The sequence below is a fragment of the Microbacterium sp. NPDC097977 genome, from assembly GCF_040302605.1.
Classification (GTDB): domain Bacteria; phylum Actinomycetota; class Actinomycetes; order Actinomycetales; family Microbacteriaceae; genus Microbacterium.
Genome location: NZ_JBEOUR010000045.1, coordinates 16,393 through 30,130 on the forward strand (window position 1 = coordinate 16,393; position 13,738 = coordinate 30,130).

General features: G+C 68.2%; 12 protein-coding genes and 2 tRNA genes. 3 read left to right on the forward strand and 11 right to left on the reverse strand.

Annotation, left to right across the window (positions count from 1 at the left end; translation table 11 throughout):
• The first annotated feature begins 114 nt into the window (after window positions 1–114).
• On the forward strand, window positions 115–2,163 hold the full coding sequence (locus ABTZ43_RS11255; protein WP_350538857.1) for a M3 family metallopeptidase: 2,049 nt from the start codon (window positions 115–117) through the stop codon (window positions 2,161–2,163).
• Between the two features lie 56 nt (window positions 2,164–2,219).
• On the opposite strand, the gene ABTZ43_RS11260 is transcribed toward ABTZ43_RS11255, so the two are convergent.
• From ABTZ43_RS11260 to ABTZ43_RS11310, 11 genes are all read right to left on the reverse strand, one after another.
• Complete coding sequence (locus ABTZ43_RS11260; protein WP_082539396.1) at window positions 2,220–2,756, reverse strand: NUDIX hydrolase; 537 nt, start codon at window positions 2,754–2,756, stop codon at window positions 2,220–2,222.
• A complete protein-coding gene (clpX, locus tag ABTZ43_RS11265) occupies window positions 2,753–4,021 on the reverse strand; it encodes an ATP-dependent Clp protease ATP-binding subunit ClpX (RefSeq protein ID WP_056418408.1) in 1,269 nt (422 codons plus the stop codon). The genes ABTZ43_RS11260 and clpX overlap by 4 nt, the downstream gene beginning before the upstream one ends.
• Window positions 4,022–4,192: 171 nt before the next feature.
• A complete protein-coding gene (locus ABTZ43_RS11270; protein ID WP_350538858.1) occupies window positions 4,193–5,044 on the reverse strand; it encodes an aldehyde dehydrogenase family protein in 852 nt (283 codons plus the stop codon).
• A complete protein-coding gene (locus ABTZ43_RS11275; RefSeq protein ID WP_056418412.1) occupies window positions 5,041–6,483 on the reverse strand; it encodes an aldehyde dehydrogenase family protein in 1,443 nt (480 codons plus the stop codon). The genes ABTZ43_RS11270 and ABTZ43_RS11275 overlap by 4 nt, the downstream gene beginning before the upstream one ends.
• A 10-nt stretch (window positions 6,484–6,493) precedes the next feature.
• Window positions 6,494–7,495, reverse strand: a complete 1,002-nt coding sequence (gene deoC / locus ABTZ43_RS11280; RefSeq protein WP_115760490.1) for a deoxyribose-phosphate aldolase — start codon at window positions 7,493–7,495, stop codon at window positions 6,494–6,496.
• Window positions 7,492–8,427: a sugar-binding transcriptional regulator gene (locus ABTZ43_RS11285; RefSeq protein ID WP_056418415.1), complete on the reverse strand. Its 936-nt coding sequence runs from the start codon at window positions 8,425–8,427 to the stop codon at window positions 7,492–7,494. The genes deoC and ABTZ43_RS11285 overlap by 4 nt, the downstream gene beginning before the upstream one ends.
• Window positions 8,428–8,593: 166 nt before the next feature.
• Window positions 8,594–9,235, reverse strand: a complete 642-nt coding sequence (locus tag ABTZ43_RS11290) for an ATP-dependent Clp protease proteolytic subunit (protein WP_045253790.1) — start codon at window positions 9,233–9,235, stop codon at window positions 8,594–8,596.
• Between the two features lie 20 nt (window positions 9,236–9,255).
• Window positions 9,256–9,852 carry an ATP-dependent Clp protease proteolytic subunit gene (locus ABTZ43_RS11295; protein WP_056418418.1) on the reverse strand — a complete coding sequence of 199 codons (597 nt, stop codon included), beginning with the start codon at window positions 9,850–9,852 and terminating at the stop codon, window positions 9,256–9,258.
• A gap of 81 nt (window positions 9,853–9,933) precedes the next feature.
• A complete protein-coding gene (locus tag ABTZ43_RS11300; protein WP_350538859.1) occupies window positions 9,934–10,443 on the reverse strand; it encodes a tetratricopeptide repeat protein in 510 nt (169 codons plus the stop codon).
• 70 nt (window positions 10,444–10,513) lie between these two features.
• Entirely contained in the window at window positions 10,514–12,040 is a 1,527-nt protein-coding gene (gene tig, locus ABTZ43_RS11305) for a trigger factor (RefSeq protein WP_350538861.1), read from the reverse strand.
• A 62-nt stretch (window positions 12,041–12,102) separates the two neighbouring features.
• Window positions 12,103–12,176 (reverse strand) — tRNA-Pro (locus tag ABTZ43_RS11310).
• Window positions 12,177–12,285: 109 nt separating this feature from the next.
• Here ABTZ43_RS11310 and ABTZ43_RS11315 point away from each other — a divergent pair.
• Both ABTZ43_RS11315 and ABTZ43_RS11320 read left to right on the forward strand, forming a co-directional pair.
• Window positions 12,286–12,356: transfer RNA gene (locus ABTZ43_RS11315), tRNA-Gly, on the forward strand.
• A gap of 134 nt (window positions 12,357–12,490) precedes the next feature.
• Window positions 12,491–13,684 carry a hypothetical protein gene (locus ABTZ43_RS11320; RefSeq protein WP_350538862.1) on the forward strand — a complete coding sequence of 398 codons (1,194 nt, stop codon included), beginning with the start codon at window positions 12,491–12,493 and terminating at the stop codon, window positions 13,682–13,684.
• Window positions 13,685–13,738 lie beyond the last annotated feature (54 nt).

Sequence of the window (13,738 nt, forward strand, 5' to 3'; positions counted from 1 at the left end):
CCGCACGGTCGACGCCCCCTGCACGCCTCCGGCGGCGGGGGCGTCGTCGCTCCGCGCCTTTGTCGGTGTCGTCGCCGCGCACCGAGGTCGCTCGGTCGTGGCTAGGCTCGATGGATGACCGACGACTCGAACCCTCTGCTCCAGCCGTCCGCACTCCCCTACGGACTGCCCGACTTCGCCGCGATCCGCGCGGAGCACTATCTGCCCGCGTTCGAGGCGGCGTTCTCCCGGCATCTCGCCGAGATCTCCCGGATCACCATGGTGCGCTCGATGCCGACCTTCGAGAACACCATCGAGGCGCTCGAGCGCTCCGGCGAGCTGCTCGAGCGGGTGGCGCATGCGTTCTACACGGTGACGTCGGCAGACGCGACGCCCGAGATCCAGGACATCGATGAGAAGCTCGCACCGCTGATGGCCGCGCATCAGGATGCGATCACCCTCGACTCCGCCCTCTACTGGCGCGTGCAGCAGATGCACGCGCAGCTCGATCGGCTCGAGCTCGATGAGGAGCAGCGGTATCTCGTCGAGCGCCATCACCGGGAGATGACGCTCGCGGGGGCGGCGCTCGACGATGAGCACAAGGCACGCCTCACGGCACTGAACCAGCAGCTGTCGACCCTCAACAACACCTTCGAGCGCAATCTGCTGAACGACACCAACGATCTGGCTGTCGTCTTCGACTCGGCCGACGAGCTCGCCGGTCTCAGCTCCGGAGAGCTCTCGGCCGCCCGTCGAGCCGCCGCCGACAGAGACATCGACGGATACCTCATCGCGCTGCCGCTGTTCACCGGGCACCCGTACCTGGCCCAGCTGCACGATCGCACGGCACGGCGGCGCATACTCGACGCCTCACGCGCCCGAGGCTCACGTGACAACGCTCACGACAACCGCCCCGTGCTGCGTGAGATCGTGCGCCTCCGCGCCGAGCGCGCCGCTCTGCTCGGGTTCTCCTCGCACGCGGCATACGTCACCGCCGATGAGACCGCCGGAACACCGGATGCCGTCGAGGACATGCTCCGTGCGCTCGCCGCCCCCTCCGCCCGCAACGCACGCGCAGAGCAGGTGGAGTTGCAGACGATCGTCGACGAGACCGAGGCCGACCCCTTCACGGTCGAGGCACACGACTGGGCGTTCTACACCGAGAAGGTCCGCACGGCGAGGTACGACATCGACACGAGTGCGCTGCGACCGTGGTTCGAGGCCGAGCGTGTACTGCAGGACGGCGTCTTCTTCGCCGCCACCCGCCTCTACGGCGTCACCTTCGGCGAGCGGCACGACCTGGTCGCGTACCACCCCGGAGCCCGGGTGTTCGAGGTGCGCAACGCCGACGGGAGCGAGCTCGGTCTGTACGTGCTCGACCTCTACACCCGCGACTCGAAGCGCGGCGGCGCATGGATGAACCCGATCGTCAGCCAGTCACGTCTCCGGGGCACATCGCCGGTCGTGGTCAACAACCTCAACGTCCCGCTCCCCGGCGACGGAGAACCGACCCTGCTGACACTCGACGAGGTCACCACGCTGTTCCACGAGTTCGGGCATGCCCTGCACGGCCTGTTCGCGGTGGTGACGTACCCGCACTTCGCCGGCACGAACGTCTTCCGGGACTTCGTCGAGTTCCCCAGCCAGGTGAACGAGATGTGGATCCTGTGGCCGGAGGTGCTCGACAACTACGCGCGTCATCACGTGACCGGCGAGCCGCTCGATCCGGCCGTCGTGGAGCGCCTGCGTGCCACCGAGACCTTCGATCAGGGCCATGCCACCAGCGAGTACCTCGCCGCGGCCTGGCTCGATCAGGCCTGGCATCGGATCGGAGCGGATGCCGACATCGCGGACGTCGCGGAGTTCGAGGCCGCCGCCCTCGCGGACATCGGTCTCGACAACCCGGTCGTGCCGACCCGCTACTCGTCGACCTACTTCGCGCACGTGTTCTCGGGCGGATACAGCGCCGGGTACTACTCCTACATCTGGAGCGAGGTGCTGGACGCCGACACCGTCGACTGGTTCCGCGAGAACGGCGGGCTCACGCGCGACAACGGCGACCGGTTCCGTGCGCGCCTCCTCGGTGTCGGCGGCTCGAGGGACCCGCTCGCGGCATACCACGACTTCCGCGGCCGTCCCGCGGACATCGCGCCCCTGCTGAAGCGGCGGGGCCTGGAGGCCTGACCGTCCGTCCGCGGCGGGGTTCCCGTCCGCCGCGGGGTTCCCGTCCGCCGCGGCGCTCAGCGGCCGAGCAGCTCCATCGCCTTGTACCAGGTGAGCTGGTGATAGCTCTGGGCGAGGTGGTCGCCGAGACCGTCGACGGACACGATGTGCACGGCGATCGCCTCGCTGTCGTCGAGCGCCTGGTCCGCGACGCGGACGCACCCGCGCGCGAGGAAGTGATGCACGCGGTTGGTGTGGTTGCCGAAGTTCGCCCACGTGGACCCGAGTCCGACGATCTCGTCCGCCGCGAACCCCGTCTCCTCGCGCAGCTCCCGGGCCGCCGCCTCGATCGGCGTTTCGCCGGCTTCGACGCCGCCCCCGATCGTCCCCACGGCGATGATCCCCGCTCCGTGACGGTATTCCTCGACGACGATCGCGTCGCCGTGCACATCCAGCGCGAGCACCGAGATCCAGTCCCCGTACTCGAGCACGTAATAGGGCGCGATCCGACGATCCTCCGCATCGCGGCAGTCGTCCGCACGCACACGGATCCAGCGGTCGGCGACGACGGTCTCGCTGTCGACCACCCGCCAGGGAGCGGGAGGCCGGCTCACGCGCTCTTGCGCTTGCGCTCCATCACGATCGTGGGAGGGGCACCCTCGTCGACGGCGGCGCGGGTCACGATGACCTTGGCGACGTCTTCGGCCGACGGGATCTCGAACATGATCGGACCGAGCACGTCTTCGAGGATCGCTCGGAGTCCGCGGGCGCCCGTCTTGCGCTCGACGGCCAGATCGGCGATGGAGCGCAGTGCCTCTTTCTCGAACTCCAACTCGACGCCGTCGAGCTCGAACATGCGCTGATACTGCTTGACGAGGGCGTTGCGGGGTCCGGTGAGGATGTCGATCAGTGCATCCTGGTCGAGCGGCGAGACGTTGGTGACGACGGGCAGGCGGCCGATGAACTCCGGGATGAGACCGAACTTGTGCAGGTCCTCCGGCAGCACCTCGCTGAAGAGATCGAGGTCCTTGCCCTTGTCGTGCAGGGGGGCGCCGAAACCGATGCCGTGCTTTCCCACGCGGGCCGACACGATGTCCTCGAGGCCGGCGAACGCACCGGCGACGATGAAGAGCACGTTCGAGGTGTCGATCTGCAAGAACTCCTGGTGCGGATGCTTGCGCCCACCCTGCGGCGGCACCGAGGCGACCGTGCCCTCGATGATCTTCAGCAGCGCCTGCTGCACGCCCTCGCCCGAGACGTCACGGGTGATCGAGGGGTTCTCCGCCTTGCGGGCGATCTTGTCGACCTCGTCGATGTAGATGATGCCCTGCTCGGCGCGCTTGACGTCGTAATCCGCCGCCTGGATCAGCTTGAGCAGGATGTTCTCGACATCTTCACCGACGTAGCCGGCCTCGGTGAGTGCGGTGGCATCGGCGACCGCGAACGGCACGTTCAGCCGCTTGGCGAGGGTCTGGGCGAGGTAGGTCTTGCCGCAGCCGGTGGGGCCGATGAGCAGGATGTTGCTCTTCGCGATCTCGATGCTCTCGGCCTTCTGCTCGGCCGACTGCAGCGTGCCGTGGGCACGGATGCGCTTGTAGTGGTTGTAGACGGCGACCGACAGGGCCTTCTTCGCAGGCTCCTGACCGACCACGTACTCCTCGAGGAAGGAGAATATCTCGCGGGGCTTGGGGAGTTCGAAGTCCGCCGTGCCCTCGGCGGAGGACTCCGCCATCCGCTCCTCGATGATCTCGTTGCACAGCTCGACGCACTCGTCGCAGATGTACACACCGGGGCCAGCGATGAGCTGCTGCACCTGCTTCTGACTCTTTCCGCAGAATGAGCACTTGAACAGGTCAGCGCTTTCACCGATACGGGCCATGCGCGTCCTCCTAGGGGGATCCAGAGATCGTCTACTGAGCCTAACCGGTGCACCCGACACCGGGACGCATTGGAGCGTCGGCGCAGATCTCGAGTCCGTATCGACATCGCCACCGGGACGACGAAGGCCCGTCGCGCAGGATCTGCGAGACGGGCCCTGCTGTCGGTCGACTCAGACCATGCTCTTGGTGTGCCAGACCGTCTTCATCTCGGTGAACGCGCCGATCCGCTCGGGCGATGCGGTCACCGGTCCGGGGGTGAGGACGCGCGTCAGCGTCTCGGCGGCGGCGATCTGCATGTCGATCCAGTCGAGATCACCGGCCCCGGCCAGGTCGAGAGCGTTCACGTCCTGGTGCGAGGCGAGCCACGGCGCCATCTCGGCGGGAGACCCCGTGAGCACGTTCACCACTCCCCCGGGCACGTCGCTCGTCGCGAGCACCTCCGCCAGGCTGATCGCGGAGAGCGGATGCCGCTCGCTCGCGATCACGACGACCGTGTTGCCCGCGACGAGGGCGGGTGCCACGACCGACACGAGTCCGAGGAGCGCCGAGTCCTGCGGCGCCACGATCGCGACGACACCGGTCGGCTCGGGGACCGAGATGTTGAAGTACGGTCCGGAGACAGGGTTCGCGTTGCCGGCGACCTGCGCGTACTTGTCGCACCACCCGGCATACCAGACCCAGAGGTCGATCGCCTCGTCGACCTGGGCGGCGGCGGCCGATGCCGACACCCCCTCCTGCACGGTGATCTCGTCGATGAACTGCGCGCGGCGACCCTCGAGCACCTCGGCGACCCGGTAGAGCACCTGTCCGCGGTTGTAGGCGGTCGCTCCCGACCAGCCCTTGACCGCGGAGCGGGCGGCGACGACCGCGTCGCGCGCATCCTTGCGGGACCCCTGGGCGGCGTTCGCGAGGAACGCGCCCTTGGCCGAGAGCACCTCGTAGGTGCGCCCCGACTCGCTGCGCGGGAAGGCTCCGCCGATGGCGAGCTTGTACGTCTTCGGAACACTGAGTCGCTTGCTCATGCTGCGGATCCCTTCAGGTAGGCGGTGAGGCCCTGTCGTCCGCCCTCGCGGCCGTATCCGGACTCCTTGTAGCCGCCGAACGGGCTCGACGGGTCGAATCGGTTGAACGTGTTGGCCCAGATCACGCCCGCACGCAGGCGGTCGGCGACCGCGAGGATGCGCGAGCCCTTGTCCGACCAGATGCCCGCCGACAGGCCGTACGGCGTGTTGTTGGCCTTCGCGATCGCCTCCGCGGGGGTGCGGAAGGTCAGCACCGACAGCACGGGGCCGAACACCTCGTCGCGGGCGATCCGGTGCGAGGCCTCGACACCGGTGAAGATCGTCGGAGCGAACCAGAACCCCTTGTCGGGAATCGCGCAGTCCGCCGTCCAGCGCTCCGCGCCCTCGGCCTCGCCGATGTCGCTGAGCTCGCGGATGCGGGCGAGCTGCGCCGCCGAGTTGATCGCGCCGATGTCGGTGTTCTTGTCGAGCGGGTCGCCGAGACGCAGCGTCGAGAGGCGGTTCTTCAGCCGATCGATGACCTCGTCGTGGATCGACTCCTGCACGAGCAGACGGCTTCCGGCGCAGCAGACATGCCCCTGGTTGAAGAAGATGCCGTTGACGATGCCCTCGACCGCCTGGTCGATGGGCGCGTCGTCGAACACGATGTTCGCGGCCTTGCCACCGAGCTCGAGCGTGAGCTTCTTGTTCGTTCCCGCGACGGCCCGCGCGATGTCACGGCCCACTCCGGTCGAGCCGGTGAACGCGACCTTGTCGACATCCGGGTGGCGCACGAGAGTGGCACCCGTGGCACCGGCGCCCGTGATGATGTTGACCACACCCGCCGGCAGGTCCGCCTGCTGCAGGATCTCCGCGAAGATGAGCGCGGTGAGCGGCGTCGTCTCTGCAGGCTTGAGCACGACCGTGTTGCCGGCCGCGAGGGCGGGGGCGACCTTCCACGCCAGCATCAGCAGCGGGAAGTTCCACGGGATGATCTGCCCCGCGACGCCGAGCGCACGGGGGTCCGCACCGAGGCCCGCGTGGTCGAGCTTGTCCGCCCAGCCCGCGTAGTAGAAGAACCACGATGCGACGAGGGGCACGTCGACGTCGCGGCTCTCCTTGATCGGCTTGCCGTTGTCGAGGCTCTCGGCGACCGCGAGCTCGCGAGCGCGCTCCTGCACGAGACGGGCGATGCGGAACAGGTACTTGCCCCGATCGCGACCGCTCATCTTCGACCAGGTCCTGTCGTATGCACGACGGGCGGCGGCCACGGCGCGGTCGACGTCCTCATCGGAGGCCGAGGCGATCTCCGCGATGCGGCTCTCGTCGGCGGGTGAGATGGTGGTGAAGCTCGAGCCCGAGCCGTCGACGAACTCGCCGTCGATGAACAGCCCGTAGCTGTCCTTGAGGTTCAGGACTGACTTCGACTCCGGTGCCGGAGCGTATTCCAGGAATGACATATGAGGGTTCCTAGTCGATCGTGACGTAGTCGGGGCCGGAGTAGTGTCCGGTGGTGAGCTTCTGGCGCTGCAGCAGTACGTCGTTCAGAAGGCTGGAGGCGCCGAAGCGGAACAGGTGCGGCTGGAGCCACTCCTCGCCCACGGTCTCGGCGACGGTGACGAGATACTTCACCGCGTCCTTCGAGGCACGGATCCCGCCGGCGGGCTTGACCCCGATGCGCTCCCCCGTGCCGCGATGCCAGTCGCGCACGGTCTCGAGCATGAGCAGCGTGGTGGGAAGAGTGGCGGCGGGCTGCACCTTGCCGGTCGACGTCTTGATGAAGTCCCCACCGGCCAGGATGCCGAGCCACGATGCACGCTTGATGTTGTCGTACGTGTTGAGCTCGCCCGTCTCGAGGATGACCTTGAGTGAGGCGTAGGAGCCGTCGGCCCGGCGGCACGCCTCCTTGACCTGTGCGATCTGGTCGTAGACGAGACCGTAGCGGCCCGACAGGAACGCACCCCGGTCGATCACCATGTCGATCTCGTCCGCCCCGGCGGCCACGGCCTCGGCGGTGTCCGCCAGCTTGATCGCCAGCGACGACCGTCCGCTCGGGAACGCCGTGGCCACGGCGGCCACCGAGATCAGCCCGTCGTCGGGGTCGCCATGCAGGTCGCCGAGAGCTGCGACGGCGTCGCCCACCATGTCGCCGTACACGCACACGGCGGCGACCCTGGGGGTCGACGGATCCGCGGCATCCGGGTTCTTCGCCTTGGCGACCAGCGAGCGCACCTTGCCCGGAGTGTCCGAGCCCTCGAGGGTCGTGAGGTCGATCAGCTTGATGATCGTGTCCAGCGCCCACGCCTTGGAGGTGGTCTTGATGGACCGCGTTCCGAGGCCCGCGGCGCGCTGCTCGAGTCCCACGGCGTCGACGCCGGGGAGGCCGTGCAGGAATCTGCGGAGCGTGGCGTCGTCCGGCTCACCGCCGAGGACGTCCACCGCCGCTCTGCGGCTGAGTTCTTGGGTCGTCACTGTTCCTCCAACAATGCTCGTGCTGTGGTCTCATCGGTCACGAGGACGCTGCACAGGCCGCTGGAGACGACCGTGCGTGCGATGTCGTGCTTGGCGTCACCGGCGGTGACGAAGATCGAGCGCTCGGCGCCGCGGAGCCGGCTGAGCTCCACACCGACCGTGCGGGCGTCGAGCTGCGGGTCGACGACGTTGCCGTCGGCGTCGATGTACCGCCCGAGCACATCGCCCACGGCGCCGCGGCGCGCGAGCTCCTCGACGTCGGATGCCGTGAGGTAGCCGTTCTCGACGTGGGCGGAGGTGGCGTCGCAGGGCCCTGCGGTGAACAGGAACGCCTGGGCCTCTGCGGCCTCCTCGAGAACCGCCGCGACGGTGCGGTCGGATTCGATGGCCTGCTTGGTCTCGACCCGTTCGAGGATCGCGGGGCTCGGGAGCAGCGAGACGTGTCCGGATGCGCGCTGGGCGATCGTCACGGCGAGGCCCGCAGCCCCGCCGGAGCGCCGGTTCAGGCTCACTCCTCCGTTGAGCTGCACGACGGTCACCCCGGTGGCCCACCCTTCCGGCAGCGCTTCGGCGACCGCACGAAGCGTGCGTCCCCAGCTGACGCCGAGCGTGCGGGGAACGGGGCGCATCGCGGTGAGGAAGTCGGCCGCGGCCTGGGCGACCCTCTCGAGCGTGCCGTCATCGCCGTCGGGCGCGGGCACCACGATGGCCGCAGCCAGCCCGTGTCGCTCGACGAGCTGACGCTCGAGTCCGAGCCGCCGGGCGCGAGGATGCACGATCTCGATGCGGACGATGCCGCGCTCGCGAGCCTGGGTGAGCAGGCGGCCCACCTTCCACCGCGAGAGGCCGAGGAGGGCGCCGATCTCGTCCTGCGTCTTGTCCTCGTCGTAGTAGAGCTCTGCGACGCGGACCATGGTCAGTTCGTCTTCCACGGCATCCTCCTTCCTGCTCCAGTCTATGACCGGAACACCGTTCGCGCACCCTCCTGCTCACATGAGCAAAGACCGTCGGTCGGCGCGCGCATCCGTCGAGCCGGGGGGCCGAATACGACGAAGGGACGCCGACCCGAAGGCCGACGTCCCTGTCCGATCGCAATGATCAGGCGCGCTTGCGCGAGGTGAGCACCTGGTCGACGATGCCGTAGTCGAGCGCCTCTGCGGCCGAGAGGATCTTGTCGCGATCGATGTCGCGGTTGACCTGCTCGACGGGCTTGCCGGTGTGACGAGCCATGGTCTCCTCGAGCCAGGTGCGCATCCGGAGGATCTCCGCGGCCTGGATCTCGATGTCGGAGGCCTGACCGTGCCCGGCCTCGCCCATCGCCGGCTGGTGCATGAGCACGCGGGCGTTGGGCAGTGCGAGACGCTTGCCGGGGTGACCGCCCGCGAGCAGCACCGAGGCGGCCGACGCCGCCTGACCGAGCACGACCGTCTGGATCTGCGGCGCGACGTACTGCATCGTGTCGTAGATCGCGGTCATCGCGGTGAACGAACCACCGGGCGAGTTGATGTACATCGTGATGTCACGCTCGGAGTCCTGGCTCTCCAGAACGAGCAGCTGGGCCATCACGTCGTCGGCCGATGCGTCGTCGACCTGCACGCCGAGGAAGATCACGCGGTCTTCGAACAGCTTGTTGTAGGGGTCCTGACGCTTGAAGCCGTAGGCCGTGCGCTCCTCGAACTGAGGAAGCACGTAGCGGCTGGAAGGCAGGTCGCCGGCAGAGCGGAAGGTGGGTGAGTACATGAGAGTCCTTTCGCTTTCCGTTACTTGATGTCCTGGTCGGTTCCGCCGCCGCCGATGACGTCGGTGGCCGAGTCGCGGATGTGGTCGACGAAGCCGTACTCCAGCGCCTCGTCGGCGGTGAACCAGCGGTCGCGGTCACCGTCGGCGTTGATCTGCTCGACCGACTTGCCGGTCTGCGCCGCGGTGATCTCGGCGAGGCGGTTCTTCATCGACGTGATCAGCTGGGCCTGCGTCTGGATGTCGCTCGACGTTCCGCCGAAGCCACCGTGCGGCTGGTGCAGCAGCACGCGGGCGTTCGGGGTGATGTATCGCTTGCCCTTGGTGCCCGCGGTCAGCAGCAGCTGGCCCATGGACGCCGCCATGCCGATGCCGACCGTGACGATGTCGTTCGGGACGAACTGCATCGTGTCGTAGATCGCCATGCCGGCGGTGATCGACCCACCGGGCGAGTTGATGTAGAGGTAGATGTCCTTGTCGGAGTCTTCCGCGGCGAGAAGGAGGATCTTCGCGCAGATCTCATTGGCGTTCTCGTCGCGCACCTCCGATCCCAGCCAGATGATGCGGTCCTTCAACAGTCTGTCGAAGACGCTCGTAGCGAGGAGGGGTTCTGCAGCCATGTCAGCTCCTGATTCCGTGTTTCAGTGATTCGAATCTACCGGCGACGACGCAGCGCCCAGGCCGTGTTCGCCGTCGGCATATCAGCCGTCGAGCTCGGCGATCTCGTGGGCGTACGCGGTCATCGAGCGGTGGTAGCGCGGGAGATGCGGGACCAGCGCGAGCAGGGCCACCGAAAGACCCTGCGCGGGACGACCCGCACTCGCCAGGATCAGCGCGTGCACGGTCGCCACCGCGTCCCGATACGGGCCGTCCGCAGAGAGCGCCTCCTCGGCGCGGATGACGGCGAGAGCGTCGTCGTACTCGCCGAGGTTGCGCAGCGAACTCGCCAGCTGGATGACGCACTGCGGGCGGTGCTCCTCGTCGAGCCCCAGTGCCAGCGCACGCCGGTACAGCTCGACGGCCTCGGCGGGGCGGCCGGCGGAGTCGCGGGCACCGGCGCGTTCGAACTCGGCGCGCGCATCGCCACTCCCCCGCTCGGCGGCGAGGGCGTCGATCCTCGCGATCGTGTCGTCCCCGACCTCATCCCCGGAGGCGTCGGCCCACACCTCGTCGACGCGCTCATCCCAGGTCTTCATGGTCTCCTCGGTCATCTGCTCGCTCCATTCACGAGAAAGGGGCGGATGCCGCAGCATCCGCCCCTCTCATCGAGATCGTGTTCGATCACTCAGCCTTGTCGACAGCCTTCTTGGCCGGAGCCTTTTTGGCGGCGGGCTTCTTCGCGGCGGGCTTCTCAGCCGCCTCGGCGTCGTCGGCCTTCTTCGCAGGGGCCTTCTTCGCAGCAGGCTTCTTCGCAGCGGGCTTCTCAGCCGCCTCGGCGTCGTCAGCCTTCTTCGCAGGGGCCTTCTTCGCAGCAGCCTTCTTGGCGGGCTTCTCCTCAGCCGCAGCCTCGGACTCGTCCGCTGCCTCGTCGTCGGTCACGACGAAGTCGGACAGGTCGACGGGCTTGCCGTTGGTGTCGACGACCTTGACCTTGCCGAGCGCGATCGCGAGAGCCTTGTTACGGGCGACCTCGCCGACGAGCGCCGGGAGCTGGTTCGACGACTGCAGCGCCTCGACGAACTCCTGCGGAGCCATGCCGTACTGCGACGCGGACTGGATGAGGTACTGCGAGAGCTCCTCCTGCGAGACCTGCACGTCGGCCTGCTCGGCGATCGTGTCGAGGAGCACCTGCGTGCGGAACTGCTTCTCGCTGGCTTCGGTCACCTCGGCGCGGTGCACGTCGTCCTCGAGACGGCTCTCGCCCTCGAGGTGGTTGTGCACCTCGTCCTCGATGAGCTTCGGCGGCACCGGGATGTCGATCTGCTCGAGCAGCGTCTCGACGAGCTTGTCGCGCGCCGCGGAGCCCTGGGTGAAGACGCCCTGCTGCGACACGCGCTCGACGAGGCTCGCACGGAGCTCGGCGATCGTGTCGAACTCGCTGGCGATCTGCGCGAAGTCGTCGTCGGCCTCGGGGAGCTCGCGCTCCTTGACGGCCTTGACCGACACCGAGACCTCGGCCTCGGAACCGGCGTGGTCGCCGCCGACGAGTGCCGAACGGAAAGTCGTGTCCTCACCAGCGGTGAGCGACTCGATCGCGTCGTCGATGCCCTCGAGCAGCTCGCCCGAGCCGACCTCGTAGGACACGCCCTCGGCGCGGTCGATCTCGGCGCCGTCGATGGTGGCGACGAGGTCGAGCTCGACGAAGTCGCCCTTGGCTGCCGGGCGGTCGACGGGAACGAGCGTGCCGAAGCGCGCACGGAGGTTCTCGACCTCTGCATCGATCGCGGCCTCATCGGCCTCGATCGCGTCGACGGTCAGGGTGATGCCGTCGTACGCGGGGATCTCGATCTCCGGACGGACGTCGACCTCGATGTCCACGAGCAGGTCGCCCGAGAAGTCCTTCTCGTTCGGCCACTGCGTGATGTCGGCGGCCGGACGGCCGACGACACGGAGCTTGTGCTCGACGGTCGCCTCGCGGAAGAACTTGTCGAGGCCCTCGTTGACCGCGTGCTCGATGACCGCGCCGCGCCCGATGCGCTGGTCGATGATCGGAGCCGGGACCTTGCCCTTGCGGAAGCCGGGGATCTGGACGTCCTGAGCGATGTGCTCGTACGCGTGCGCGATGCTGGGCTTGAGGTCGTCGGGGGTGACCGTGATGCTGAGCTTGACCCGGGTCGGGGTCAGCTTCTCGACGGTGCTGTTCGCCATTCTGGTGTGCTCTCCTTGTGATTTCCGCGCTGAATCGCGGCTGTCAGGCCGTTGAAGCCGTGTCGGGGCGACAGGAGTTGAACCTGCGACCTCCCGCTCCCAAAGCGGGCGCTCTACCAAACTGAGCTACGCCCCGGGGAATCCGCATGCAGATTCAGCCCCACCGAGTCTAACGGACACGAGCACTCCCGTCAGTCCGCTATGATCGATGAGTCGGCATGCACCGCGAGGAACCTGCTGACAACGGGGCTGTAGCTTAGTGGTAAAGCCTCTGTCTTCCAAACAGATGATGCGAGTTCGATTCTCGTCAGCCCCTCACTCCGAAGGCCCCCGCAGAGATGCGGGGGCCTTCGACGTTCCCGCGGTGGCCGCACGTCTCGCAGCCGCGTATCCTTCAGGCAGAGTCGACGGTGTCGAGGAACGCGGGCTCCGACCGGAGGTCCCGCACGAATGACTCCCCTCACCGCCCCCGACCCAGGTGGTCATCTCCTCCCTGCCCACCTCGCCGGCCCCGTGCCGACGGCGCGTCGCCGCAGGCCACGCCGCGGGGTCGTCCTCGCTCTTCTGGGTGCACTCATCGTCGTCGGCGGGCTGGGCGGGCTGCAGCTCACCGCGAGCCTGGGCTACGACGATTCGCGCGCCCAGTTCGCGCAGGCTCTCGACACCGCCGAAGGACGAGCGGCCGAGATCCGTCGGACGACCGACGAGCTGATCTCGATCGCGGACGCGGCGAGTCAGCTCGTCGAGCTCGATTCGGGGATGCTCACGGATCCGCAGACGAAGGAGCAGCTCGCCGCCTCCGTGGCGTCCGCGAGCGAGACCACGTCGACCACCGGGGAGCTCCTCGACGAGGACCTTCCGGATGCCGAGGCGAAGCCCGTGACCTTCTGGGACCTCTTCGCGGCGTCCACCGCTCTGCGCACCGACGCGGAGGTCCTCGAGAGGCTCGACACGGAGCTGGCCGACGAGTCCCCCGCCCTCGACGCCGCATCATCGGATCTCATGGAGTCGGGTCTCACGTTCCTCGGGTCCGCGGCCGACGCGGCCGCCCCGTTCGAGGCGGCGCACATCTCGGCGAAGAACGACGATGTGATCGCGCTGCGGAACGCCGCAGCGTCGGTGTCAGAGGTCACCGCCCTGGATGAGGGAAGCGTGAGCAGCTTCACCGCCCTGCAGGATGCCGCAGCACAGGTCGTCACCTCCGAGAACGCAGAGCTCGCGGAGAAGGCGGGCCCGCTTCAGGGGGTCCGGCTCGAGGTCGAGGCCTTCGCGCGCTCGCTGGCACCGGGCGTGCTGATCGAGTTCGACTGGAGCCCGGTCGTCAACGGCGCGGGGTACGGCGGCAGCATGGGCGGGCTGACGACCTGGTGGTGGGACGAACCCGATCGTGCGCTGATCGAGCTCTCGGACTCGGTGGCCGCGCAGTGGCCCGCCGAGCGCAGCAGGGCTCTCGTCGCGCACGAGGTCGGTCACGCGATCAGCGTCAAGTGCGAGGGCATGTACGACGCATCGACGCAGGACAGCATCGAGAAGTGGGCGACCGCGTGGGCGATCGGCATGGGGTTCTCCGACGACGCGAACGGCGTGTCGGCGTACGGCTACCCGCCGCAGTCCTACATCGACGCCGCCCTGGCCTGTCGCTGATCGCCGCTGCCTGCGCACCGTCAGGATACGAAGAAGCCGCCGCGATCGGATCGC